Raw genomic sequence first — 24,743 nt, 5'->3', positions numbered from 1 at the left:
TTATAAGTGAGCAAAGGATAAACCAGTGGAAGTACGACACGATTGGACCCATGCCGAAGTGCAAGCGTTGATGAACAAACCCTTTATGGATCTGCTGTTTGAGGCGCAATTGGTGCACAGGCAGTTTCAACAAACAAATCACGTCCAAGTTAGCACTTTGCTGTCGATTAAAACCGGTGCGTGCCCAGAGGACTGTAAATACTGTCCCCAAAGTGCACGTTATAAAACAGACGTAGAATCTGAACGCTTGATGGAAGTGGAGCGTGTACTAGATGCTGCTAAAAAAGCGAAAAATGCAGGCTCAACGCGATTCTGTATGGGGGCTGCATGGAAAAACCCCAAAGAGCGCGATATGCCTTTGCTAACTGATATGATTAAAGGCGTGAAAGATATGGGTTTAGAAACCTGTATGACCTTAGGCATGCTAACGCCAGATCAAGCAAGTCACTTAGCTGAGGCTGGACTTGACTACTATAACCACAACCTTGATACCTCACCTGAATTTTACGGCAACATCATTACCACAAGAACTTACCAAGACCGCTTAGACACTCTTAGCCATGTTCGTGATGCTGGTATGAAGATTTGCTCAGGTGGCATTATTGGCATGGGTGAGAGTGCTAATGACCGCGCCGGTCTGCTGATGGAGTTAGCCAACTTACCAGTGCAACCAGAAAGCGTGCCTATCAATATGTTGGTCAAAGTAAAAGGCACGCCGTTAGAAGAAGTGGATGATGTAGAACCGTTCGACTTCATCCGTCTAATTGCGATTGCCCGTATTATGATGCCAAAGTCAGCAGTGCGCTTGTCTGCTGGGCGAGAAAACATGAATGAGCAAATGCAGGCCCTGTGTTTCATGGCCGGAGCAAACTCAGTGTTCTATGGTTGTAAGTTGCTGACGACCCCTAATCCAGATGAAGATACCGATCTTCAATTGTTTAAGAAGTTGGGTATTAATCGCGAAGAGACATCGCAAAAGCCAGATGAAATCCAAGAAAGCGAGTTACTAGATAGAGTAGTAGAGCGTGTTGCTGCGCGTCCAACAAAAGACGATTTGTTCTATGACGCGAGCGTTTAACCAGCGCATCTCGGATGCTCTAATGGAAAGGGAGCGGAGCAACTTGCTTCGCTCTGTCCAAACATTGGAGTCAGGGAATCAATCTGTTTTTCATAAAGACGGTCAGTCATTCCTTAACTTCTCTTCCAATGACTACTTAGGTCTAGCGTCAAGTTCTGAGCTAAAAGACAGCTATCAGCAAGCCATCTCAGAGCTTGGAGTGGGTAGTGGAGCCTCTCCTTTAGTGACGGGTTATTCCACACAGCATGAGTCATTGAAATCTGCGCTTACTGAATGGTTGGGTTTTGATACTGCACTGTTTTTTTCGTCAGGTTATGCTGCCAATCAAGCGCTGCTGCTCACGCTATTAACTAAGGGGGATTTGTTACTTCAAGATAGACTCAATCATGCCTCACTGATGGAAGCGGGTATGCTTTGTGGCGCAGATATGAAGCGCTTTCGTCATAACGATCTTGCCCATCTGGAGTCATTGGCTAGAGCCGAGCGTTCAACACTCGCGGTCACCGAAAGTGTGTTTAGTATGGATGGCGATCTATCCGACATCGAAGCGTTTGTCGGAATTTGCCAAACGCTCGGTATGTTGTCGATGGTCGACGATGCTCATGGCATTGGGGTAATTGGCGACAATGGATTGGGAGCTTGTGGGATCAGTGAGCTCAAGCCAGAGATATTAGTCGTGACGTTTGGCAAAGCGTTTGGTCTTAATGGTGCTGCAATACTTTGCTCAGAAGAAATGGGCCAATATCTAACCCAATTTGCTCGTCACTACATTTATTCAACGGCATTTTCAGCAGCTCATGCCCGTGCTCTGTTAAAGGCTCTGTCAATGATTCAAACGCAACATTGGCGCAGAGAAAAATGGATGGAATTGTCTACCATGTTTGAGGAGCTGTTAAGCGATTGCCCAGAATATGTTTCCACCTCTACGCCAATTAAGCCTTGGGTTGTCGGTGACTCAGCTCGCGCTTTAGCGCTTTGTTCTTCTTTAAAAGAAAAAGGTGTGTGGACCACGGCTATTCGTCCTCCAACGGTACCCAGAGAAAGTGCAAGGTTGCGTATTACTCTCTCTGCGTCGCATCAGCAACAAGATGTGCTAATGCTTGCCACCCATTTGACACGTTTTTCGGAGGAAGGATAAATGACCGAAGTGTTAGCTCATTTGCATACTCCATTACCAAATAAAGATGCAATTTCCGCAGCGTTTGGACGCGCTGCGGAGCATTATGACCAGCATGCTGAACTGCAACGAAAAGTGGCGGACCGTTTGCTGGACAAACTGCCCAATGACTTATCTGGATGCCGAGTGCTCGATCTTGGCTGTGGAACGGGATACTGCGCGCAGCAGTTACTGCGCAGAGGCGCTAACGTGGTCTGCGCTGATCTCTCTGCTGAGATGCTAGCAGAGGCTCAACGTCGTTGTGGTATCGAAAATGTGACTTATCAATTGGCAGACGCTGAGCAGCTACCTTTTACGTCAGCTGAATTTGACTATGTAGTCTCCAGCTTGGCATTACAGTGGTGTGCGGATTTGTCGATACCACTGCGAGAGATGAAACGCGTGACCAAAACTGGAGGCGCTGTATTCTTCTCATCTCTTGTCGATGGCTCTCTTAAAGAACTCAAGAGGTCATGGGGTAAAATTGATGCATATCAACATGTAAACGACTTTACGACGTTGAATCAGGTAAAAATTGCGTTAGCGCAATCTGGATGTCGTGACCATCAACTAGACTTGCCGGAAATGGTTATGTGGTATCGCACCGCACTTGGTTTGATGAAGGACTTGAAAGGCATAGGAGCCAATCACGTAGAAGGTCGCTCAAAAGGGTTTACTGGTAAACAGGCTCTCAAGGCACTTGAAATGGAATATCAAAAATACGCAAACCAAGATGGGTTGCTACCTGCTAGTTATCAAATTTGTTTGGGGTCAGTTGCATTATGATGAAAGCACTATTTATTGCCGGTACGGATACTGAAGTTGGGAAAACCGTTGTATCAAAAGCGATATTAAGTGCTGTAGGTGCACAAGGAAAATCAACGATAGGGTATAAGCCTGTCGCAGCAGGATGCGAAATTACAGAACACGGTCTGAGAAATTCAGATGCGTTACATCTTCAAGCGGCTGCGAATCAAGATATCGACTACGACTTAGTCAATCCTTATGCGCTTTCGTTACCTGCGTCGCCGCATATTGCTGCGATAGCCGATGATGAAGTAATTAGTTACGACAAGCTCTCTACAACCTTACACCAGCATAAAGAAAACAGTGACTTTGTGTTAGTTGAAGGCGCTGGTGGTTGGCGCGTACCAGTTTCGAAAGACGATTGTCTGTCGACTTGGGTTCAACAAGAAAAGTTGCCAGTTGTCTTGGTCGTAGGTATTAAATTGGGCTGTTTGAGCCACGCTATGCTTACTGCTGAAGCGATTAAAGCGGATGGTCTTGAATTAGTCGGATGGGTAGCTAACCGCGTAAACCCTGGTGTGGAGCATTACGCTGAAATTATAGAGATGCTAGAAAACAAAATTGATGCACCCAAGTTAGGGGAGGTGCCTTACGTTCCTGGCTGTAAGAAGCGAGACTTAGGCAAATATATCAAGTTAGATGTACTCGAAAGCATATAAATGCAAAGGGCTGTCATTATGACAGCCCTTTTTAATTGGATAACATGTAGGAAGTTACTTATCTTCCGATAGGCCCATAAGTGCAGACTGAGTTTCCATAAGATGAATGTCTAGCTCAGTAGTGTCTTGAATACCTAGTTGCTCACGAGCTTCGTCTTCGCTGATACCGAGGTGGCAGCAAAGCAAATCAATTGCCATCTGAAAGTTGTTGTTCTCTACCATGGTATTTTCCTTTTCTACATGGAGTGTTCAATCTCACTGGACTTTAACTCGCACACTTATCACTCACAATACGACCAAAGTCTAAGACCTTTTCATCAATCACAATGAAATCTTAGCTCCATATTTTATATGCGTATAATTGCAATTGTCGGTAGTTGATGTGCTTTTCTGTTATTTCATGGGCTTATAGTTTATGAAGTAATCAAGATATTAACTGTTTGTTTCAATTTAAAGCTTAACCTTGATTTTTAAATCTAAGACTATATGTATATAGTGAAATCGAAAAATGCCACACGGATCTCAAACTTGGGCCGTAGAACTTTGACTAAAACTATAAGCAAAATGGCATTTTCGTCATAATCAAGCTTCTTAATTTGGAGAAATGTGAATGAAGCGAGTATTACTCTTCCTAGCAACTAACCTTGCTGTGGTTCTAGTGTTAAGTGTTGTTCTTAACATTGTCTATGCAGTTACTGGCATGCAACCAGGCAGTTTGTCGGGTTTATTAGTCATGGCGGCAGTATTTGGATTTGGCGGTTCATTCATCTCTTTGATGATGTCAAAGAAAATGGCGCTACGTTCAGTTGGTGGAATGGTGATCGAAAGCCCTCGTAATGAAACAGAGCATTGGTTACTAGAAACCGTTGGTCGACAATCTCAGCAGGCGGGCATCGGTATGCCAACCGTTGCGATTTATGATTCTCCAGATATAAACGCATTTGCGACGGGTGCAAAGAGAGATGACTCGTTGGTGGCTGTATCTAGCGGCCTACTACACAATATGACACGAGACGAAGCAGAAGCGGTACTTGCCCACGAAGTTAGTCATATCGCGAATGGCGACATGGTTACTATGACGCTAATGCAAGGTGTCGTGAATACGTTCGTTATCTTCCTGTCTCGCTTTATTGCAAATATTGTTGCGTCAAACAATAACAGCGATGAAGGCGAAGGCGGCACTAACATGATGGTGTACTTCGGTGTTTCTATGGTGCTTGAACTGGTGTTTGGCTTCCTAGCGAGCTTTATCACTATGTGGTATAGCCGCCATCGTGAGTTCCATGCGGATGCGGCAAGTCTTGTTGGCAAGCAGAAGATGATTGCAGCATTAGAAAGATTGAAAATGAGCCAAGAGTCTCATCTTGAAGGTTCAATGATGGCATTTGGTATCAACGGTAAGCGATCGATGACCGAACTTCTAATGAGCCACCCGCCTTTAGAAAAGCGTATTGATGCGTTACGAAATCAGCAGTAATAATTCTTAGAACTTGTTAAAAAGCTTGGAAAAATTTCCAAGCTTTTTTTTTGATCCTTTCAAACCTCCCCACCGTAACACTTATACAAAAAGTTGTACTTTCCAAATCTTGTATAACTTTCAGGCTGTACTAGCTTGTACTTTAGAGACTTTTGAAAAAACGAATTAAGGGTTGTTATGAATATAGAAATGGTTAGCGAGGTGTATCAGAAGCTAAACAAGAACAACCTACATCTTCTTGAACAGATTTATCACAAGGATGTGGTGTTTGAGGACTCAGCTCATCGCTTAGAGGGGTGGGTTCAGCTTTCCGCTTACTTTGACTCTTTGTATACCAACGTCATCAAATGTGATTTTGACATTCGCCATCATCAACAGGTGGAAGACTCAGGTTTTCTTACTTGGACCATGCAACTACAGCACCCCAAGCTTAATGGTGGGGAAGCCGTAAACGTAAATGGAGTTAGTCATATCAGGTTTAGTGGCGATCGAGTCATCTATCATCGAGATTACTTCGACCTAGGGGAAATGCTGTACGAAAACATACCGTTGCTCGGTTTTGTGATTAAGAACATCAAACAGAGGTTGGGTAAGTAATGGCGCACTCGCATCAATCCGTATTCATTACCGGCGCGTCATCGGGCATTGGATGGCAGCTGGCTAATGATTACGCTGAACAAGGTTATCTCGTTTACGCCTGTGGACGCTCAAAGGAGAAACTTCAGTCGTTGCAAGCGGGTAGGGAGAACATTGTCCCACTGTCGTTTGACGTAACAGATAGGGAGGCGGTAGCGCAAGCATTTAGCAAGATTGAACAACATCCAACGCTGTGGATAGTCAATGCTGGTGATTGCGAATACATCGATGAAGGGCTGATCGACGCAGCGTTGATAGAGCGAGTGATGGCAGTCAATGTGATGGGGACGGTCAATGTATTGGAACAAATGCAGACAAGATTGAAATCGGGGCATCATGTTGTGGTCGTCAGTTCAATAGCGGGTGAGTTGGCTCTGCCTCGCGCTGAAGCTTACGGTGCCTCGAAAGCCGCTATTACCTATTTGGTGCGCACTCTTCAGCTCGATTGGAAAAACAAAGGGGTTGCCATCAGCTGCGTTTTCCCTGGATTTGTGAAAACCCCACTTACTGATAAAAACGATTTTGATATGCCGATGATGGTATCGGTAGAAGAAGCTTCAAATGCGATTCAAACGGGAATAGACAAACGGTCTGCTTACATCTATTTCCCCAAGCGCTTCACATGGATTCTTCGCCTCGTCGGTATCATGCCTTATGGCTTACAAACTAAATTAGTAACACGCTTACTAAATCAATCGTGATAGGTATAGGACATTCTTCTATGAAAATAGCAATTATCGGTACAGGAATTTCAGGCTTAACGTGTGGTTACTATTTACACAAGCATCACGATGTAACTCTGTTTGAGGCCAATGATTATATTGGTGGTCATACTGCCACAGTGGATGTTGAGGTACAGGGAAAGTCCTATGCCATCGATACTGGATTTATCGTTTATAACGATAGAACTTATCCCAATTTCATGAGCATGATGGAAGAGGTTGGAGTAAAGGGCGTTCCTACACAAATGAGTTTTAGTGTAAAGAACGCGGCCACGGGCTTAGAGTACAACGGCCACACGCTATCAACTTTGTTCGCCCAAAAACGCAATCTACTCAATCCAACCTTTTACCGCTTTATCTTTGAAATTTTGAGATTTAATAAGCTTGCTAAATCGTCTGCGGAGTCAGACACATCCCTGCTAGCAACTCAAACGCTAGGTGACTTTTTAAGTCACCATCGTTTCTCTGATTATTTCACTCAAAACTACATTCTACCAATGGGCGCAGCAATTTGGTCTTCGACTCTGGCCGATATGCGAGCATTCCCGCTTGGCTTCTTCCTGCGCTTTTTCCTAAATCATGGTTTGCTTGATGTGGTTAATAGACCGCAGTGGTATGTGATTGAAGGTGGGTCACGCAGTTATATCGGTCCGCTGACGCAGGGCTTTGCAGATCAAATTCGGCTGAACTCTCCTGTCACCTCGGTATCTCGCGATTCCGCTGGTGTAACAGTAACGTCTAATGGCAACTCAGAGCGTTTTGACAGAGTGATTTTTGCTTGTCATAGCGACCAAGCATTAGCGATGCTTGCTGAGCCGACACAATCCGAATTATCGATTCTTGGTGCCATGGAGTATCAATCAAATGAAGTAGTGTTACATTGCGATGAAAGTCTACTTCCAATGAGAAAGTCTGCATGGGCGTCGTGGAACTATGCGTTAGATGGCTCGGAAGATGAACAATCTCGATTGCCGACATTGACCTATGACATGAATATTCTTCAGCATATTGAATCTGATACGACATTTTGCGTGTCGCTCAATTCATCTAACGTGATTGACCGCTCTAAAATACTCAGGACCTTCAACTATAGCCACCCGGTGTTCTCGACCCAAAGTATCGAGGCACAGCAACATAGAGAAAAACTGTGGGGTCAAAATAACACGTGGTTCTGCGGAGCCTACTGGTATAACGGATTCCATGAAGATGGAGTGAGGAGTGCGTTAGATATTGTTGAAGGTATTTTAGCCAGTGTTGACGATGATTCCGGCTTCGTACGAGGAGCTGCGTGATGGTTTCCAACAGCCAACTTATGGTTGGGCACGTAGCGCATCGCCGTTATACGCCTACCAAGCACCATTTAGATTATCCATTATTTATGCCTGCTATCGATTTAGATGAGCTCGATTCCTTGCAGCAAAAAGTTTGGGGTTTTGGGGAACGTTGGTGGCATTGGGCTCGATTTCGTCGAGAAGACTACCTAGGTGAAGGCGATTTGAAGTTGGCGGTGCAGGATAAAGTTGAAGCGCTCACTGGTAAAAGAATCGAGGGTAGAGTGGTTGCGGTTTGCCATCTGAGATACCTAGGTCTGTATTTCAGTCCGGTCAACTTCTATTACCTTTATGATGAAGAGTGTAACTGGCGTTATCTGTTGGCAGAAGTAAGTAACACCCCTTGGAATGAAAGACATTATTACGCTATAGAGGCTGACAAAGGCGTAGACCATCAAAACTGGCGCCATGACAAGGCCTTCCACGTCTCGCCGTTTAATCCTCTGGATCAGCAGTATCAGTGGCGTCTAAAGCCGCTCGGGCAGCGCCTGTTTGTATACTTAGCGTGTCACAAGTCAGAAAAAGTATTTGATGCCACTTTATCAATGAAAGGGCGTGAGTTTACCTCGAAGAATTTAATCGGACAACTGGTCACAACCCCAATTATGACGGTGAAAGTCGTGGTTGGGATTTATTGGCACGCCTTAAAGCTATGGCTTAAAGGAACACCTATCTATGACCATTCTAAACCCAAGAAGGCTTCGGCTCATCCAGCTCCTTCTGACGAATTTTCGCAGCATACGAACTCAAAGAATTAGGGAGAATTCAATATGTTAAATACGACCTCAATAGAGGCGCCTAGAGCCCTAACTGGTTTACAAAAAACCGCGAAAAGTATTGCATTCAAATGTTTATACAAACTAGAGATAGGTTGTTTAACCATCATAGAGAGCTTTCAAGAAGAAGGAAGCGTCGGCAAACATGTTGGTGAACGCTTTGGTAAACCCAAAGATGGGGAACCGACAGCGATTATCGAAGTGAAACACCCAGAGTTTTACCGTCGACTAATCCAAGGAGGCAGTATTGCTGCGGGTGAAGCGTACATGGATGATTGGTGGGATAGCCCTGATTTGTCCGCGTTAATGGAGTTGATGGCAGTCAACCTCGCCGCTCTTGATTCTATTGAAGATCAATCAAGTCTACTCACGAAAGTGATGTATAAACTTGGACACTGGGTGAACCGTAATACGGTTACTAAATCAAAAGAGAATATTCAGGCTCATTATGATTTGGGTAACAGTCTTTATGAGACATTTCTCGATGAGAGAATGCTCTACTCTTCGGGCATTTATGTAAGTCCGACAGACACGCTAGAGCAAGCCCAACTCAATAAAATGGAGCGGCTTTGTCAACAATTGCAATTGGTACCGGAAGATCACGTAATAGAAATAGGCACAGGGTGGGGCGGTATGGCGATTTATATGGCCAAAAACTATGGATGTCACGTCACCACAACCACTATCTCTGATGAGCAGTTTGATTATGCAAAACAGCAGGTCGAAAAAGCAGGACTCGAAGATAAGATTACTCTCTTGAAGCAAGACTATCGCTTACTCGAGGGAGAATTCGATAAGCTTGTTTCCATCGAAATGATCGAAGCAGTTGGTAAGCAATACTTAGTTTCCTATCTGCAAAAGTGTCAGTCTTTACTGAAACCTCAAGGTTTGATGGCGATTCAGGCTATTACTATTGCTGACCAGCGATACGATTACTATGCCGATAATGTCGATTTTATTCAGAAGTACATTTTCCCAGGGGGCTTCTTGCCTTCCATCACAGCCCTCACCACTAATAGTACCAAGCACACGGATCTCATCGTGAGAGATCTGTTTGATATTGGTTTGGATTACGCAAAGACATTGGTGGATTGGCGTCTAAGGTTTGAAGCATCATTAGAGAGAGTTAGAGCCTTGGGTTACGACGAGCGATTTATTCGTATGTGGCGCTACTATTTTTGTTATTGCGAAGGTGGGTTTAGGGCAAAAAGTATCAGTACCGTTCATATTACATTCCAGCGTGGTCGTTAATAAAACGTTTGAGGCTAAATAGGGGAGGTCACAATATGTCGCCAGGGTGGAAACTTCTCATTATCAGTAGTTGGTTTCAGGTGATCTGGTTACTGTCAGTCATTGGTCAAACAAGGTTTCAGTGGCTAGCGCTGATATTGAGTATTGTCACCATTTTGGTTTCGTATCGAATGTTAAACCTTCGGTTGATGCAACTGTCGCTGTTGGTTGTCGCTGGCTTAGTAATTGATAGTCTGAACATGTTCGCTAGTCTACTTGTGTTCGACACTCACGTTTTGCCAGTATGGCTTATGGCGCTTTGGTTAATTTTCTCTTGGTATGCGTTTTATTTGAAAACTTTTTTGACGTCTTACCCAATTCTCCTCGTATCAATAATTGGTGGATTCGGTGGTGCGATTAGTTACTTGGCGGGTTTTAAGCTTGGAGCTGTAACCACGCAGTACTCGTTGCTGGTCACTCTCGGACTCCTTTTTATTGAATGGGTCTTAATCGTTTACTTAATCGTGCGATATCCAAGACCAAACGAGAGAAGTTGGACTCATGAAACATAAGATGATTTTGGCGGCAGTGCTGAGCTTGTTACTGAGCTCTCACAACGCAGTCGCCTCAAAGGATTCCCCAGCCAGTTATCAAGCGTGGGGCCAGTGGCAAGTCGTAGGGGAGGCGCAACTCAGTTGGTTGTTTTTTGACGTTTATCGTTCCCAATTGCTCGCACCTCAAGGCATTTACGAAGTGTCAGAGGACATTTCTCCTCATCCCATAGCATTAAGAATTCAGTATCAAAGAGACATCAGTAGACAACAACTTTTAGATGCGACGCTAGACCAATGGCGAAAAATGGGTGTTGATAAAGCGACAAGAAATCAATGGATTGCCAAGTTATACGATATTTTTCCAAGTGTCTCAAATGGACAGCAGCTCATTTATGTCAGTGATGGATCATCGGGTAAGTTCTATTATCTTACGAATCAGAAGCCGCTCCAACTGGTTGGCTCCATTGATGATGAGTCGTTAAACGACGCCTTCCTTGGTATTTGGCTAGCTCCAAATAGCCAGTATCCGAAACTCAGAGCCCAACTTATAGGGATGAAGAGATGACGTTATTTCGTTGGCTTATACTGCCTCTCGTACTCATTTTAGGTGCGTGCAGTGCAGACCTGTCTGATTATAAAAACAGTGAACCCAGATTTGACTTGTTCGGGTACTTTGAAGGAGAGACAAAAGCTTGGGGAATGGTTCAAGACTACACCAACAAACAGAACCGACGCTTTGACGTCACTATTATCGGCACAGTGCAGGACAACAAGCTTGTCCTCGTTGAAGACTTTGTTTTTGATGACGGAGAAATAGACCAAAGGATTTGGACCATTGAGAAGCTCCAAGATGGCTCTTATCGTGGGGTAGCTGATGACATCATTGGTGCGGCAACCGGTAAGGAAGAAGGCAACGCTTTGCAATGGCAGTACGACTTCGAACTCAAGGTTGATGGCTCAACCTACACTGTGGCTTTCGATGATTGGTTGTATCGACAAGATGATAAACACGTATTTAACCTAACGAGTATCCGCAAGTTTGGTATCGAGGTAGGAAAGATCACACTGTTTTTTCAAAAACAGTAGCATTTGATAGAGTTGGCCCAGAACATTTATCGTTGATGATATCCACAAAAAAGGCTGCAATATAAGCAGCCTTTTTGAGTTTATGTACTGATTAATGATTATAGCTTATCGGTGAGCTCGATTGCTTGACCGATGTAGTTAGCTGGCGTCATTAACTTCAAGCGTGCTTTCTCTTCTTCTGGCAATTCCAGGCCATCGATGAAGCTGCGCATTGCTTCGCCATCTACACGTTTACCACGAGTTAACTCTTTAAGTTTCTCATAAGGCTTTTCAATACCGTAACGACGCATAACGGTTTGTACTGGCTCTGCAAGTACTTCCCAGTTTTTGTCTAGCTCAGCAAGAAGTGCTTCACGGTTAACTTCAAGTTTGCTGATGCCTTTTAATGTCGACGTATAAGCGATAATCGCGTAACCACAACCAACACCTAGGTTACGAAGTACCGTTGAGTCAGTAAGGTCACGTTGCCAGCGAGAAACTGGTAGTTTCTGTGCTAGGTGAGCGAACACTGCATTGGCTAGGCCTAGGTTACCTTCCGAGTTTTCAAAGTCGATCGGGTTAACTTTGTGAGGCATAGTTGAAGAGCCGATTTCACCAGCAACAGTTTTTTGCTTGAAGTGACCAAGAGCGATGTAACCCCATACGTCACGGTCGAAGTCAATTAGGATAGTATTGAAACGAGCGATAGCGTCAAACAACTCTGCAATGTAATCGTGTGGTTCAATCTGAGTCGTGTAAGGGTTCCAAGTCACACCTAGAGATTCAGTAATGAACTCTTCACTAAATTTGTGCCAATCCAACTCAGGGTAAGCAGATAGGTGTGCGTTGTAGTTACCCACTGCACCATTGATCTTACCTAAGATTTCTACAGCTTCGATTTGCTTGTATTGACGCTCCATACGGTAAGCAACGTTTGCCATCTCTTTACCCATAGTAGTAGGTGAGGCAGGTTGGCCGTGGGTACGTGAAAGCAAAGGAATGTCACGGTACTCTTCAGCTAGTTTGCTGATCGCATCGATGATATTGCGGATCTCAGGAAGAACCACAGTATCGCGTGCTTCTTTAAGCATAAGAGCATGAGACGTGTTGTTGATATCTTCAGAAGTACATGCAAAGTGGATGAACTCGTTTACTGCGTGCAGTTCAGGAACGCCAGCGACTTTCTCTTTTAGGAAGTACTCAACCGCTTTTACATCGTGGTTAGTAGTACGCTCGATCTCTTTAATACGCGCCGCATCTTCTTCGCTAAAGTTAGCGGCTAGCTCATCAAGAAACTGGTTAGCTTCGGCACTGAATGCTGGAACTTCTTTGATCGCATCCGTTGCTGCAAGTTTTTGCAACCAACGAATTTCAACGATAGAGCGGTACTTTAGTAGGCCAAACTCACTAAAGATGCTGCGAAGTGCAGTTGTCTTACTACCGTAACGGCCGTCTACTGGTGAAACAGCAGTCAATGCTGACAGTTCCATGATGTTCTCCTGAATTGGGTTTCTAAATTTCGTGAGCTTTATACCAATAACTGCGGCATTTGTCACGAATATTGCGCAAACGTTTGCGCTAAATTTATTTTGGTAGGAAAAAATAACTCGCGACAAGGTCGCGAGTCGATGATTACATTCTAGCGAGTAGAATCTGAGCTTGTTCGATCATTTTCTTACGACCGAACACGAGGTGACGTCGTTTGCCACCTACCTGTCGCCAAAGCACTGCGCTGCGGATACCTGACAACAGAAGCGCGCGCACCTTTTGTTGGGTGCCAGTTTGTTGAAGTACTGCCGGTGTGCCTGTGACTTGAATTCTAGGGCCAATCGGACTAATGACATCTAAATACACGCTAGCTAAATTACTGATCATCTGCTCGTCAAGAAGCTCATAGTGCTCAAGTTGACGACTGACCATTTGTAATCGGTCACCAAGTTGAGACATGGCATCATTACGCCCATTTAGCTTACGCTCTAGTGCCATTAAGCTGATGATGTAACGAGTAATCTCACTTCCGCTTGGTGTGCTATCAATGCCTTTTACCAAACATTCAAGTCCAACTTTAAGGTCGGATTCAACACCAAATACATCTAAAGTACTGGATGGGTTCATATTGGTAATGGCTTTGATAGAAGTTTCGAACGCGTCTGAATCACAGTAACCGTCTTTAGCAACTCGTTGAACAAGGGCAACGGCTTGGCAAATTCCTGCAAATGCTATTGTACGGTCATAAAGTGTATTAGCCACGTAGCTCTCCTAAGATAATAAACGAATAAATGTTAGATACGCTCTTCGATGATGCCGCCGCCCAAGCAAACATTGTCGCTATAGAAGACAGCAGACTGTCCCGGAGTGACAGCTACTTGTGGTTCATCAAAGATAACCTTAATGTTGCCATCGTCAATTGGGATAATCGTACAAGGGATATCTTGTTGACGGTAGCGCGTTTTCACTGTGCATTGCATTGGTTCTTTAATCGCTTCGCGACTCACCCAATGAAGTTGAGATGCACGCAGTCCGTTTGATTTAAGTAACGGATGATCAGCACCTTGAACCGCAATCAATACATTACGTTCAAGATCTTTTTCAGCAACATACCATGGATCTTCGTTACCGCCGCCACCTTTTTGGCCCCCAATATGTAACCCTTTACGTTGACCTAATGTGTGGTACATCAGACCTTGGTGTTCACCAATGACTTTACCTTCCGGTGTTTCAATTTTACCCGGTTGTGCTGGCAAATAGCGAGACAAGAAGTCTGTAAATTTGCGCTCACCAATAAAACAAATACCTGTCGAGTCCTTTTTCTTCGCGGTAATTAAGCCTTGTTCTTCAGCAATGCGACGTACTTCTGGTTTCTCTAACTCGCCTACAGGGAATAAGCTACGACCTACCTGGTCGTGACTTAATGTATAGAGGAAATAACTCTGGTCTTTGTTGCTGTCCAAACCACGAAGCATTTGTGGTTTTTCACCGTTTTCAGGGAAGGTACGGCTAACGTAGTGACCCATTGCGATATAGTCTGCGTCGAGAACTTCGTCTGCAAATTCTAAAAATGCTTTGAATTTGATTTCTTTGTTACAAAGAATATCTGGGTTTGGTGTACGACCTGCTTTGTATTCTGCTAAGAAATACTCGAATACATTATCCCAGTATTCTGCTGCAAAGTTGATCGTATGTAGGTGGATACCTAACTTATCACAGACCGCTTGTGCGTCGGCTAAATCTTCCGCTGCAGTACAATATTCCTCGTTATCATCTTCTTCCCAGTTCTTCATGAACAGGCCTTCTACTTGGTAGCCTTGCTGTTTCAGAAGGTAGGCAGAAACAGAGGAGTCTACACCGCCGGACATACCGACAATCACTTTCTTTTGGCTGTTATCAGACATGTTAAAATACCACCTATATCAATTGGACGCAGATTCTAGCAGAAACCGAAGGCGCAATACAGATCCGCGAACTAAATCACACTTTCTAAGAGCATGAATGTGTGTACAAATAGAGTGAAAAACAAGGTCAGTGATAAAAAAAATTGTAGCGTAAACGTTTGCTAAGGTTGCCTATGTTGCCGAGGTAAACTATACAGAGTTAGAATTGTCGCCCTTACATTCCTGTTACGAAGATATCCTTATGAAATTCCCCGGCCAAAGAAAATCGAAGCATTACTTTCCGGTTCACGCTCGTGACCCATTAGTCAGCCAATCTCAAACTAGTAAAAAAATGTCGAGAACCCATATTATCGGTATTGACCAAACACTAGTTGATATAGAAGCGCGAGTGGATAGTAGTGTTATTGAGAAATTTGGGCTGAGCAAAGGGCACTCTCTGGTTATTGATGACCAAGCAGCTGAAAATCTGTATAACGAACTGAAACAGCAAGAGCTAATTACCAATGAATTTGCTGGGGGCACAATAGGGAATACATTACATAACTTTTCCGTGTTGGCAGATGACAAATCGGTATTGTTAGGTGTAATGAGTGCTGATATCCGAATCGGTAGTTATGGCTATCGATATCTATGTAATACTTCTAGCCGTATGGACTTAAACTATTTACAAGGCGTCGATGGTGCAATTGGACGTTGTTTTACGTTAATTACTGAAGACGGCGAGCGAACTTTTGCAATTAGCGAAGGTCAAATGAACCAACTTCGTGCTGAGAGTATTCCTGAGAAAATTTTTAAGAAAGCCTCGGCGTTGGTATTAACAGCCTATTTAGTTCGTTGCAAAGATGGTGACCCAATGCCGGAAGCAACCATGCAGGCAATAGAATATGCGAAGAAATACGACGTACCTGTGGTATTAACGTTGGGAACTCGCTTCGTTATTCAAGATGATCCGGAATATTGGCAAGACTTTTTGAAACAGCATGTTTCGGTTGTTGCTATGAATGAGGATGAAGCTGAAGCATTAACAGGTGAAAAAGATCCATTGGCTGCTGCGGATAAAGCACTTGATTGGGTTGATCTTGTTTTATGTACTGCTGGACCAATCGGTTTATTTATGGCTGGTTATACAGAGGATGCTGCCAAAAGAGAAACTTCGTTACCATTATTACCAGGGTGTATTGCTGAATTTAACCGATATGAATTTAGCCGACCTGCTATAAAGTCTGCATGTGAAAATCCTACAAAAGTTTATTCACATATTGCTCCTTATATGGGTGGGCCAGAAAAAATCAAGAATACCAATGGTGCGGGCGACGCAGCTTTATCTGCATTACTGCATGATATGGCAGCGAATAAATACCACAAAGAAAATGTGCCAAATTCAAGTAAGCACCAACACCCATACCTTACTTACTCTTCTTTCTCACAAGTATGTAAATACTCAAATCGAGCAAGCTATGAAGTGCTGGTTCAACATTCTCCACGTCTTTCTCGTGGTCTACCAGAGAAAGAAGATAGCCTTGAAGAGGCATATTGGGAACGATAATAAAAAAGCGCCGAAAGGCGCTTTTTTTATAAATCTAATATTACTTAAAGATATTAGATTTCGAATTCTTCTAGAGATTTACCTGCATCTAGAGCAGTTTGGATTGCAGAAGGCGTACGACCTTGACCAGTCCAAGTCTTTTCAGCGCCACTAGCGTCTACATATTTGTATTTTGCTGGACGAGGAGCACGTTTACTCTTCGCTTTACCTTTAGATTCACCAGATAGTGCAGCGATAAGATCTTCAACGTCAATACCGTCTTGAGCAATCATTTGAGCGTACTCGCTTAATTTAGCTTCGCGTGCTTCTTTCGCTGCTCTTTCTTCTGCTTCCGCTTCTTGTCTTTCACCAACAACAGTAGTCAGCTTTTCTAGTGCTTCTTCTAGTTGTTCTATAGTTAGCTCACGAGCAAATGCACGTAGGCTACGAATATTTAGTAGAGTTTTGGTTAATTCAGACATGACAGTTCCCATGAGATTATTATTTGGTTCGGATTAATAATAAACAGCAAATATTGAATTGACAATATTTTCTTAGTGGATAAGAGAAGAAATATAATAATTCTTACAAAAACCTGATAATAGACGACGATAGAAATACATAGTGGCGTATATAGCGCATGAAATTGGAACATTAATAATTACTGAATCTTGGTATGAACTACACAAAAGACGGACTTTGAGTGGATTTTGTTGCATATTGTACTAAGTATGCTTAGCCAGACTTATAGTTTATTTGTAAGTATTAAGGAATTGATTGAGATCGATATAAATGAACTTCTATAAAATTAAGTTGTCGGTGATGGTCGTTCAAAAAATGTTTATCTCTGAGTAGTTAATGGTCGATTTGAACCTTGCGCTATAACTAAGCTGCAACACTGTTTACAAGGTGATAGCAACATTCATGTTGCAATTGATGCTTCGGTAAGTACAATGACGTCCACCTAATGCAAAAGTAAGAACATTCTTTCAACATGCTAGCGCATAATAGTGAATGATTTTTCTTTTGATGTAGAGGCGCGACTGCGAAAAGTCCTTGTCGTTGGGGTGATGCCAATGAACGACAACAAAAGGCGCTGTCGCCGAAGTGAGAGTTGATTATCAAGCGCTCTCGCTGGGGTTGTATCCGAAACGAACAACACTGCCATAGTCTATTATATTGTTAAACTATGGAGCGCTACTGTAGGGTTGGGTGAAGTGTTCACTTCCCTTTCGCTTAGTTCAACGTTTGCGTATGAACTTATAGATACGCATGTCTGCAGTAGATCTCTAACCATAATTAAAACTGGTTTTTGAAGATCATGAATTTAATCGATTTTGCTTCGTCACCATTATCACTGCTACCGCCGATCGTAGCTTTGAGTTTGGCGATTATCACACGTCGCGTTTTGCTTTCCCTAGGTGTAGGTATTGTATTAGGCGCTTTTCTACTTAACGATTACTCGGTAATGAATGCTGCAGGCTATGTCTATGACACAGTATCTGGCGTTGTTATTGAAGATGGTGGTCTAAACACCTGGAATATGAGTATCGTTGGCTTCCTATTGCTACTTGGTATGATGACGGCGTTATTAACGTTGTCAGGTGGTACCAAAGCGTTTGCTGAGTGGGCACAAGCACGCGTCAAAAGCAAACGTGGCTCCAAGCTACTTGCTGCATTCCTTGGTGTGTTCATTTTTGTTGATGATTACTTCAATAGCTTAGCAGTTGGCGCGATTTCTCGTCCTGTTACTGACCGCTTTTACGTATCGCGCGCTAAGCTTGCTTATATCTTAGATTCAACGGCTGCTCCTATGTGTGTGCTTATGCCAGCTTCGAGCTGGGGTGCATACATTATGACTATCGTTAGCGGTATTCTTATCTCACATGGTATTACTGAATACTCAGCGATTGGTGCGTATGTTCGCCTAATCCCAATGAACTTTTACGCAGTATTTGCGCTGTTAATGGTGTTCGCTGTAGCTTGGTTCCAATTAGATGTGGGCCCAATGCGTAAGCATGAGCTTCGTGCAAAACAAGGTCTTGGTTTTGATAAAGATAAAGAGAACGATTCTGCTGAAGCTCATGAGCTGAATGAAGAGTTGGATATTAAAGAAAGCGACTTTGGTTCAGTTTCAGATCTGATTCTACCTATTGTTGTCCTTATTGGAGCGATGGTAGCTGCGATGATCTTTACTGGTGGTCAAGCTCTGGCTGCAGATGGCGTTGCATTTAATGTTCTTGGTGCATTTGAGAATACGGATGTTGGTACTTCTTTAATTTACGGTGGCTCTGCTGGTTTATTAACAGCGGTCTATACCGTCGTAAAACAGAAGCTTTCTGCGGCTGATATTGCAACAACTATGTGGATTGGTGCTAAGTCGATGTTTGGCGCAATCTTGATTCTGTTCTTTGCATGGTCTATCGGTTCTGTCATTGGCGACATGAAAACAGGCGCTTACCTATCGTCAACAGTGCAGGGTAATATTGATGTCCATTGGCTACCAGTTATTCTGTTCATGCTTTCTGGTCTTATGGCATTTTCGACCGGTACATCATGGGGCACATTCGGAATTATGTTACCAATCGCAGGTGATATGGCGGGTGCAACGGATATCGCAATGATGCTTCCAATGCTTGGTGCGGTACTAGCGGGTTCAGTATTTGGTGATCACTGTTCACCAATCTCAGATACGACCATCTTGTCATCGACAGGTGCACGCTGTAACCATATTGACCATGTGTCTACGCAGCTGCCATATGCATTGTCAGTGGCATTTGTTTCTTGTGTTGGTTTTATCACATTGGGTATGACAACGTCGGTAGCACTTTCATTCGGTGCTGCAACAGTGACGTTTGTACTTGTCTGTTTCATTCTTTCTGCTTTATCTAAAGCAAGAATGGCTAAAGAAGCGAATGCGTAAATAAATTGCTTTAATATCAAGGAGCCTACCAAGGCTCCTTTTTTTATGTCTTTTGGCTTACTTCTGCCGATATTCGTAATAACAAATCATACTTGTTGGCGAGTACGAAAAAAAAAAGCGCTGATCTGCAAAATAGTGGTTGAAAATCATAATGAGCTTCGTTAGTGTGAAGGTACAGACACAAAGGACCTAAACATAAGTATGCTAAATTTTGATATGAACATTCATCATCACCATCATCACCCAGCTTAATCTTTCGGGAGATGAACGCATACCCGAGAGATAGGTAAAACTCTCGGAGGTTCGATTTAAGATTAAAGAATTAAACCCTCGGGAGACCAAAGCTCCCGAGGGTTTTTTCGTTTTATAATTTAAAATCAATATCTTGCACAGGGATACAGCAATGCAAACACAACGCCTAAGAATCGCAATACAAAAGAAAGGTCGTCTTAGCAGAGAAAGCCAAGACCTACTAAAAAAATGCGGAGTTAAGTTCAACGTAATGGGTGAGCGTCTTGTTGTTCACTCGTTAAATATGCCAATTGATCTACTGTTGGTTCGTGATGACGATATCCCTGGTTTGATCATGGATGGTGTCGTCGATCTTGGCTTTATTGGTGAGAACGAGCTAGAAGAAGTTCGTTTAGACCGCAAAGCACTTGGTGAACCCAATGAGTTTGTAACGCTTCGTCGTCTTGATTTCGGTGGTTGCCGTCTATCTATTGCCATCGACAAAGATGAAACGTACAACGGTCCACAAGATCTAGCAGGCAAACGAATTGCGACCACTTACCCGCAATTACTGAAAGCTTATATGGATGAGCAAGGTGTAGATTTCAGTACTTGTATGCTGACAGGATCGGTCGAGGTTGCACCGCGAGCTGGTCTAGCTGATGCTATTGCCGACCTTGTTTCTACTGGTGCGACTCTGGAAGCGAATGGATTAAAAGAAGCAGAGGTGATCTTCCGTTCGAAAGCGACACTGATCCAGCGTAAAGGCGAGTTTGATGCTGATAAAGAGGCGCTTATCGAGAAGCTACTAACGCGCATGCAAGGCGTTCAGCAAGCGAAAGAGTCCAAATACATCATGCTGCACGCACCAGTCGCAAAACTTGAGCAAATCAAAGCGCTTTTGCCGGGTGCAGAAGATCCGACAGTATTACCTCTCTCTTCAGATAAAGAGCGTGTGGCGGTTCACCTAGTTAGTACAGAGAACTTGTTCTGGGAAACTATGGAACAGCTGAAAGAACTTGGAGCGAGTTCTATTCTTGTGCTTCCGATTGAGAAAATGATGGGGTAAGGCCATGAGAACTGTAGTTTGGCAATCATTAAGTCAGTCGCAACAAGAGTCTATTCTTGAGCGTCCTGCGATCACTGAAGGCGCAAATATTACTTCTGCGGTATCGGCGGTTATCGAGCAAGTACGTAGCGAAGGTGATAAAGCGCTGCTAGATCTAACAGAAAAGTTTGATCGAGTTCGACCTGATTCAATTCGAGTCTCTAGCGAAGAGATTGAAGCTGCGTCATCGCGCCTCTCTGAAACAATGAAACAAGCGCTCGAGCAAGCGTATTCTAATATCGCTAAGTTTCACAAAGCTCAGCGTCCTGAACTACTGCGAGTAGAAACTCAGCCAGGCGTTGTCTGCGAGCAAGTGACTCGTCCTATTAATACCGTTGGACTGTATATACCGGGCGGCAGCGCACCACTGCCATCAACCGTGCTCATGCTAGGGGTTCCTGCTCAGATTGCTGGTTGTCGTAAGGTGGTACTATGTTCCCCACCGCCTATTGCGGATGAAATCCTCTATGTTGCCAAGCTATGTAAAATCGATGAAGTATATAACGTCGGTGGTGGTCAAGCCGTAGCGGCGATGGCGTATGGCACAGAGAGCGTTTCAAAAGTAGATAAGATCTTCGGTCCTGGCAATGCCTATGTTACCGAAGCCAAGCGTCAAGTGAGTAATGATTTCCGTGGAGCAGCGATCGATATGCCTGCTGGCCCATCTGAAGTGTTGGTTATTGCTGACGAAACAGCGGATGCCGACTTTGTCGCGGCCGATCTACTAAGCCAAGCTGAACATGGTCCAGACTCTCAAGTAGTGCTTGTCACTCCATCTCCAGTGATTGCAGACCAAGTAACAGAGGCGGTGAATAAACAGCTCAAGCAACTGTCGCGTGCTGATATCGCGCAGCAAGCATTAGGCTCAAGTCTCATTATTATCGCTGAATCGATCACTCAGTGTGTGTCTATTTCAAACTACTATGGCCCTGAGCACTTAATTGTCCAGACCAAAGCACCACGTGAACTGTTACCGCTACTTGATAACGCAGGTTCTATCTTCTTGGGCGATTGGTCACCAGAGTCTGCGGGCGATTACGCTTCAGGTACTAACCACGTACTGCCGACTTATGGCTACACTCGTACTTATTCAAGCTTGGGCTTAGCTGACTTTTCTAAGCGAATGACGGTACAAGAATTAACTGCCGATGGGTTACGAAATCTGGCTCCGACGGTTGTGACTATGGCCGAGGCAGAAGGGCTGGATGCGCACAAACGTGCTGTGACCATTCGTGTCGAGAAGCTTGCGCAGGAGAGTAACTAATGGAAAAGCTCGCTCGTAAACAAGTTCAACAGCTAACGCCATATATGTCAGCACGACGTATTGGCGGTAGCGGTGATATTTGGCTCAATGCTAATGAATCACCATTTAATAATGAATATAAAACAGATTTTGCACGTCTTAATCGCTACAGCGAATGTCAGCCTAAAGCGCTAATCGAAGCCTATGCGGCATACGCTGGTGTTAAACCAGAACAAACACTGACTTCTCGTGGTGCTGACGAAGGCATTGAGTTACTTATTCGTGCTTTTTGTGAGCCGGGTGAAGATAGCATCTTATTCTGTCCGCCTACCTATGGCATGTACGCCATCAGTGCTGAAACCATTGGCGTTAACCGTAAAACGGTACCCTTGACTTCTAATTGGCAACTCAATTTGCCGGAAATCGAAGCCAATTTAGATGGCGTCAAAGTACTGTTCGTTTGTAGCCCAAACAACCCAACGGGTAACTTGGTTAAGCGCGAAGACATTATCGCTTTATTGGAGATGACCAAAGATAAAGCTATTGTTGTCATGGATGAAGCGTATATCGACTTTTGTCCGGAAGCGTCAACCGTTGATTTGTTGGCCCAATATCCGAACTTAGCTATCTTACGTACATTATCAAAAGCTTTCGCTTTGGCTGGTCTTCGCTGCGGATTTACGCTTGCCAATGAAGAGCTAATCAACGTACTGCTTAAAGTGATTGCACCATATCCGGTACCAATTCCTGTCGCAGAAATCGCGGTGCAAGCCTTGTCGGAACAAGGGTTAGCGCGCGCTAAGTTCCAGGTGCTGGATCTCAATGCCAATCGTGCCTACCTACAAGCAGGTTTATCGACCTTACCAGGTGTTACCGTATATGAAGGTTGGGGTAATTATCTACTCGTTGAATTTGCTAATGGCGATGAACTATTTAAAGCAGCGTGGAATACGGGAATTATTCTTAGAAATTCACCGATTGAAAACTGCGTAAGAATCAGTGTTGGTAATCGTGATGAATGTGAGAAGACATTGTCATTTATTCGCAATCAACTAGAACAAACAGCGGCATAAGCTAGCCATCAAGAAAAGGATTTATAAAGTGAGCAACCAACAGAAAATATTATTTATAGACCGTGATGGTACGTTAATTGTTGAGCCTCCAGTGGACTTTCAAGTTGACCGTTTGGATAAACTCAAACTCGAGCCGTTTGTTATTCCAAGTTTATTGGCTCTGCAAGACGCAGGGTACCGCCTTGTGATGGTGACTAACCAAGACGGTTTAGGTACTGCTAGCTATCCTCAGGAAGACTTTGACGCTCCTCATAATATGATGATGGAAATCTTTGAGTCTCAAGGCGTTAAATTTGATGATGTTTTAATTTGCCCGCACTTTGATGAAGACAACTGTTCATGCCGTAAACCAAAACTTGGTTTGGTCAAAGAGTATCTTCAAAGTGGCAAAGTGGATTTCAAAACCTCAGCTGTGATTGGTGACCGACAAACTGACCTTCAGCTAGCTGAAAATATGGCGATTCGTGGAATTCAGTACAATCCGGAGACCATGGGTTGGCCAAGAATCTTAAAAGACTTAACGGTAAAAGCACGTACAGCGGAAGTAATTCGTACCACCAAAGAAACGGATATCAAGGTATTTGTAAACCTTGATGAAGCGGGTGGTAATGAAATCTCAACTGGCATGGGCTTTTTCGACCACATGCTTGATCAAATTGCCACTCATGGCGGTTTCCAGATGAAGTGCATTGTGGATGGCGATCTGCACATTGATGACCACCACACTATTGAAGATACCGCTTTGGCTCTTGGGCAAGCTTTGAAAGAAGCGCTGGGTGATAAGCGCGGTATCGGTCGATTTGGCTTTAGCTTGCCAATGGATGAGTGCTTGGCGCAATGTGCCTTAGATCTATCTGGTCGCCCATATCTTAAATTTGATGCCAAGTTCTCTCGTGAGCAGGTGGGGGACTTGTCTACAGAAATGGTCGTTCATTTCTTCCGATCTTTGACCGACACGCTCGCATGTACACTGCACTTATCTTCTTCTGGCGATAATGATCACCACATCATTGAGAGTTTGTTTAAGGCTTTCGGCCGTACACTGCGTCAGGCCATTAAGGTAGAGGGGAACGAGTTACCAAGTAGTAAGGGAGTCTTGTAATGACCAGCAGCAAACAGAATGTAGTCATTATTGATACCGGTTGCGCTAACGTCTCGTCAGTCAAGTTTGCTATTCAGCGTCTTGGCTACGATGTCGTTATTTCTAAGGAACCTCAAGTGGTTCTTAGTGCTGACAAGCTGTTTCTGCCAGGTGTAGGTACGGCAAGTGAAGCGATGAAAAACCTTCAAGAGCGCGATCTTATCGAACTGGTCAAGCAGGTTGAGAAACCAGTACTTGGTATTTGCCTAGGTATGCAGCTGTTGGGCAAGCTTTCACAAGAAAAAGGCCAAAAGGCGGACGAACTTGTTGAGTGCTTAGGCCTTTGTGAAGGGGAAGTAAAACGTCTGGAAACAGGAGATTTACCTCTTCCTCATATGGGGTGGAATACCGTAAAGGCTGTGGCTGGCAATCCGCTGTTTCAAGGGATTGAAGAGGGTGAATACTTCTATTTCGTGCACAGTTTTGGGATGCCCGTCGGCGACTACACCATTGCTGAATGCGAGTATGGCAAACCGTTTAGTGCTGCGATACAAAGTGGCAACTACTACGGCGTACAGTTTCACCCAGAGCGCTCGTCGAAAGCCGGTTCAAAACTAATTCAAAACTTCCTAGAGTTAGTGTAATTCCTTACTTACAAGAAGTTATCGATAGAATT

Annotated in this window: 25 protein-coding genes, 1 riboswitch and 1 other annotated feature; of the genes, 20 read left to right on the top strand and 5 right to left on the bottom strand. The window is 43.9% G+C overall.

From position 1 onward, the window contains the following. Window positions 1-25: 25 nt before the first annotated feature. The 4 genes from bioB to bioD are packed head-to-tail and all read left to right on the top strand — an operon-like array spanning window position 26 to window position 3,700. A complete protein-coding gene (gene bioB / locus VME0621_RS13695) occupies window positions 26-1,078 on the top strand; it encodes a biotin synthase BioB (protein WP_006074067.1) in 1,053 nt (350 codons plus the stop codon). Then, window positions 1,062-2,216 carry an 8-amino-7-oxononanoate synthase gene (locus VME0621_RS13690; RefSeq protein WP_062460330.1) on the top strand — a complete coding sequence of 385 codons (1,155 nt, stop codon included), beginning with the start codon at window positions 1,062-1,064 and terminating at the stop codon, window positions 2,214-2,216. Before bioB ends, VME0621_RS13690 begins: the two co-directional genes overlap by 17 nt. Further along, window positions 2,217-3,020: a malonyl-ACP O-methyltransferase BioC gene (gene bioC, locus VME0621_RS13685; protein ID WP_031494197.1), complete on the top strand. Its 804-nt coding sequence runs from the start codon at window positions 2,217-2,219 to the stop codon at window positions 3,018-3,020. It abuts the gene before it with no gap. Beyond that, entirely contained in the window at window positions 3,017-3,700 is a 684-nt protein-coding gene (gene bioD / locus VME0621_RS13680; protein WP_006074073.1) for a dethiobiotin synthase, read from the top strand. The genes bioC and bioD overlap by 4 nt, the downstream gene beginning before the upstream one ends. 54 nt (window positions 3,701-3,754) lie before the next feature. Here bioD and VME0621_RS26830 read toward each other — a convergent pair whose 3' ends face one another. Beyond that, on the bottom strand, window positions 3,755-3,922 hold the full coding sequence (locus VME0621_RS26830; protein WP_006074074.1) for a hypothetical protein: 168 nt from the start codon (window positions 3,920-3,922) through the stop codon (window positions 3,755-3,757). Window positions 3,923-4,310: 388 nt separating this feature from the next. On the opposite strand from VME0621_RS26830, the gene htpX reads away from it, so the two are divergent. From htpX to VME0621_RS13635, 9 genes are all read left to right on the top strand, one after another. Next, entirely contained in the window at window positions 4,311-5,177 is an 867-nt protein-coding gene (gene htpX, locus VME0621_RS13675) for a protease HtpX (RefSeq protein WP_065311693.1), read from the top strand. 177 nt (window positions 5,178-5,354) lie between these two features. Continuing rightward, on the top strand, window positions 5,355-5,774 hold the full coding sequence (locus tag VME0621_RS13670; RefSeq protein WP_062460325.1) for a nuclear transport factor 2 family protein: 420 nt from the start codon (window positions 5,355-5,357) through the stop codon (window positions 5,772-5,774). Then, entirely contained in the window at window positions 5,774-6,514 is a 741-nt protein-coding gene (locus tag VME0621_RS13665) for an SDR family NAD(P)-dependent oxidoreductase (protein ID WP_062460324.1), read from the top strand. The genes VME0621_RS13670 and VME0621_RS13665 overlap by 1 nt, the downstream gene beginning before the upstream one ends. Window positions 6,515-6,534: 20 nt before the next feature. Then, on the top strand, window positions 6,535-7,827 hold the full coding sequence (locus VME0621_RS13660) for an NAD(P)/FAD-dependent oxidoreductase (protein WP_062460323.1): 1,293 nt from the start codon (window positions 6,535-6,537) through the stop codon (window positions 7,825-7,827). Further along, entirely contained in the window at window positions 7,827-8,624 is a 798-nt protein-coding gene (locus VME0621_RS13655; RefSeq protein WP_062460321.1) for a DUF1365 domain-containing protein, read from the top strand. Before VME0621_RS13660 ends, VME0621_RS13655 begins: the two co-directional genes overlap by 1 nt. Window positions 8,625-8,636: 12 nt before the next feature. Continuing rightward, on the top strand, window positions 8,637-9,893 hold the full coding sequence (locus VME0621_RS13650) for an SAM-dependent methyltransferase (RefSeq protein WP_031494848.1): 1,257 nt from the start codon (window positions 8,637-8,639) through the stop codon (window positions 9,891-9,893). Window positions 9,894-9,928: 35 nt separating this feature from the next. Beyond that, complete coding sequence (locus tag VME0621_RS13645; RefSeq protein WP_062460320.1) at window positions 9,929-10,444, top strand: DUF2878 domain-containing protein; 516 nt, start codon at window positions 9,929-9,931, stop codon at window positions 10,442-10,444. Further along, complete coding sequence (locus VME0621_RS13640; protein ID WP_062460318.1) at window positions 10,434-10,991, top strand: chalcone isomerase family protein; 558 nt, start codon at window positions 10,434-10,436, stop codon at window positions 10,989-10,991. The genes VME0621_RS13645 and VME0621_RS13640 overlap by 11 nt, the downstream gene beginning before the upstream one ends. Beyond that, the gene (locus VME0621_RS13635) at window positions 10,988-11,512 is read left to right on the top strand and encodes a DUF3833 domain-containing protein (RefSeq protein WP_038230053.1); all 525 of its coding nucleotides are present in this window, start codon (window positions 10,988-10,990) and stop codon (window positions 11,510-11,512) included. Before VME0621_RS13640 ends, VME0621_RS13635 begins: the two co-directional genes overlap by 4 nt. A 98-nt stretch (window positions 11,513-11,610) precedes the next feature. Here the strand turns inward: VME0621_RS13635 and purB are convergent, their stop codons facing one another. From purB to mnmA, 3 genes are all read right to left on the bottom strand, one after another. Continuing rightward, window positions 11,611-12,981, bottom strand: coding sequence for an adenylosuccinate lyase (purB, locus tag VME0621_RS13630; RefSeq protein WP_062460317.1), 1,371 nt, complete (start codon window positions 12,979-12,981; stop codon window positions 11,611-11,613). Between the two features lie 142 nt (window positions 12,982-13,123). Next, a complete protein-coding gene (gene hflD / locus VME0621_RS13625; RefSeq protein WP_006074097.1) occupies window positions 13,124-13,741 on the bottom strand; it encodes a high frequency lysogenization protein HflD in 618 nt (205 codons plus the stop codon). Window positions 13,742-13,773: 32 nt separating this feature from the next. Beyond that, a complete protein-coding gene (mnmA, locus tag VME0621_RS13620; RefSeq protein WP_062460315.1) occupies window positions 13,774-14,883 on the bottom strand; it encodes a tRNA 2-thiouridine(34) synthase MnmA in 1,110 nt (369 codons plus the stop codon). A 241-nt stretch (window positions 14,884-15,124) separates the two neighbouring features. Here mnmA and VME0621_RS13615 point away from each other — a divergent pair, with 241 nt between their 5' ends. After that, the gene (locus tag VME0621_RS13615) at window positions 15,125-16,429 is read left to right on the top strand and encodes an inosine/guanosine kinase (RefSeq protein ID WP_038230056.1); all 1,305 of its coding nucleotides are present in this window, start codon (window positions 15,125-15,127) and stop codon (window positions 16,427-16,429) included. A 53-nt stretch (window positions 16,430-16,482) separates the two neighbouring features. Here VME0621_RS13615 and VME0621_RS13610 read toward each other — a convergent pair whose 3' ends face one another. Continuing rightward, window positions 16,483-16,890 (bottom strand): H-NS family histone-like protein, encoded by a 408-nt coding sequence (locus VME0621_RS13610; protein WP_038230058.1) that lies wholly within the window; start codon window positions 16,888-16,890, stop codon window positions 16,483-16,485. Between the two features lie 542 nt (window positions 16,891-17,432). Further along, window positions 17,433-17,616, top strand: a riboswitch (Lysine riboswitch). A gap of 113 nt (window positions 17,617-17,729) precedes the next feature. Between VME0621_RS13610 and VME0621_RS13605 the strand changes: the two genes are divergently transcribed. The 6 genes from VME0621_RS13605 to hisH all read left to right on the top strand — a co-directional run bounded on the left by VME0621_RS13605 (window position 17,730) and on the right by hisH (window position 24,711). Then, a complete protein-coding gene (locus VME0621_RS13605) occupies window positions 17,730-19,331 on the top strand; it encodes a Na+/H+ antiporter NhaC family protein (protein ID WP_038230062.1) in 1,602 nt (533 codons plus the stop codon). 227 nt (window positions 19,332-19,558) lie between these two features. Further along, window positions 19,559-19,694: a sequence feature (His leader region), on the top strand. Window positions 19,695-19,734: 40 nt separating this feature from the next. Next, entirely contained in the window at window positions 19,735-20,631 is an 897-nt protein-coding gene (hisG, locus tag VME0621_RS13600; RefSeq protein ID WP_006074105.1) for an ATP phosphoribosyltransferase, read from the top strand. A 4-nt stretch (window positions 20,632-20,635) separates the two neighbouring features. After that, window positions 20,636-21,934: a histidinol dehydrogenase gene (hisD, locus tag VME0621_RS13595; RefSeq protein ID WP_038230064.1), complete on the top strand. Its 1,299-nt coding sequence runs from the start codon at window positions 20,636-20,638 to the stop codon at window positions 21,932-21,934. Next, window positions 21,934-22,986 (top strand): histidinol-phosphate transaminase, encoded by a 1,053-nt coding sequence (gene hisC, locus VME0621_RS13590; protein WP_062460309.1) that lies wholly within the window; start codon window positions 21,934-21,936, stop codon window positions 22,984-22,986. The genes hisD and hisC overlap by 1 nt, the downstream gene beginning before the upstream one ends. Window positions 22,987-23,014: 28 nt before the next feature. Next, window positions 23,015-24,088, top strand: a complete 1,074-nt coding sequence (gene hisB / locus VME0621_RS13585) for a bifunctional histidinol-phosphatase/imidazoleglycerol-phosphate dehydratase HisB (RefSeq protein WP_006074110.1) — start codon at window positions 23,015-23,017, stop codon at window positions 24,086-24,088. Continuing rightward, window positions 24,088-24,711: an imidazole glycerol phosphate synthase subunit HisH gene (gene hisH / locus VME0621_RS13580; protein WP_038230067.1), complete on the top strand. Its 624-nt coding sequence runs from the start codon at window positions 24,088-24,090 to the stop codon at window positions 24,709-24,711. The genes hisB and hisH overlap by 1 nt, the downstream gene beginning before the upstream one ends. Window positions 24,712-24,743 lie beyond the last annotated feature (32 nt).

It is taken from the genome of Vibrio mediterranei (assembly GCF_900088415.1).
In the GTDB taxonomy this organism is placed as follows: Bacteria; Pseudomonadota; Gammaproteobacteria; order Enterobacterales; family Vibrionaceae; genus Vibrio; species Vibrio mediterranei.
Note: the sequence above shows the minus strand (reverse complement) of the source record. Positions and strands in the feature narration are given on the sequence as shown.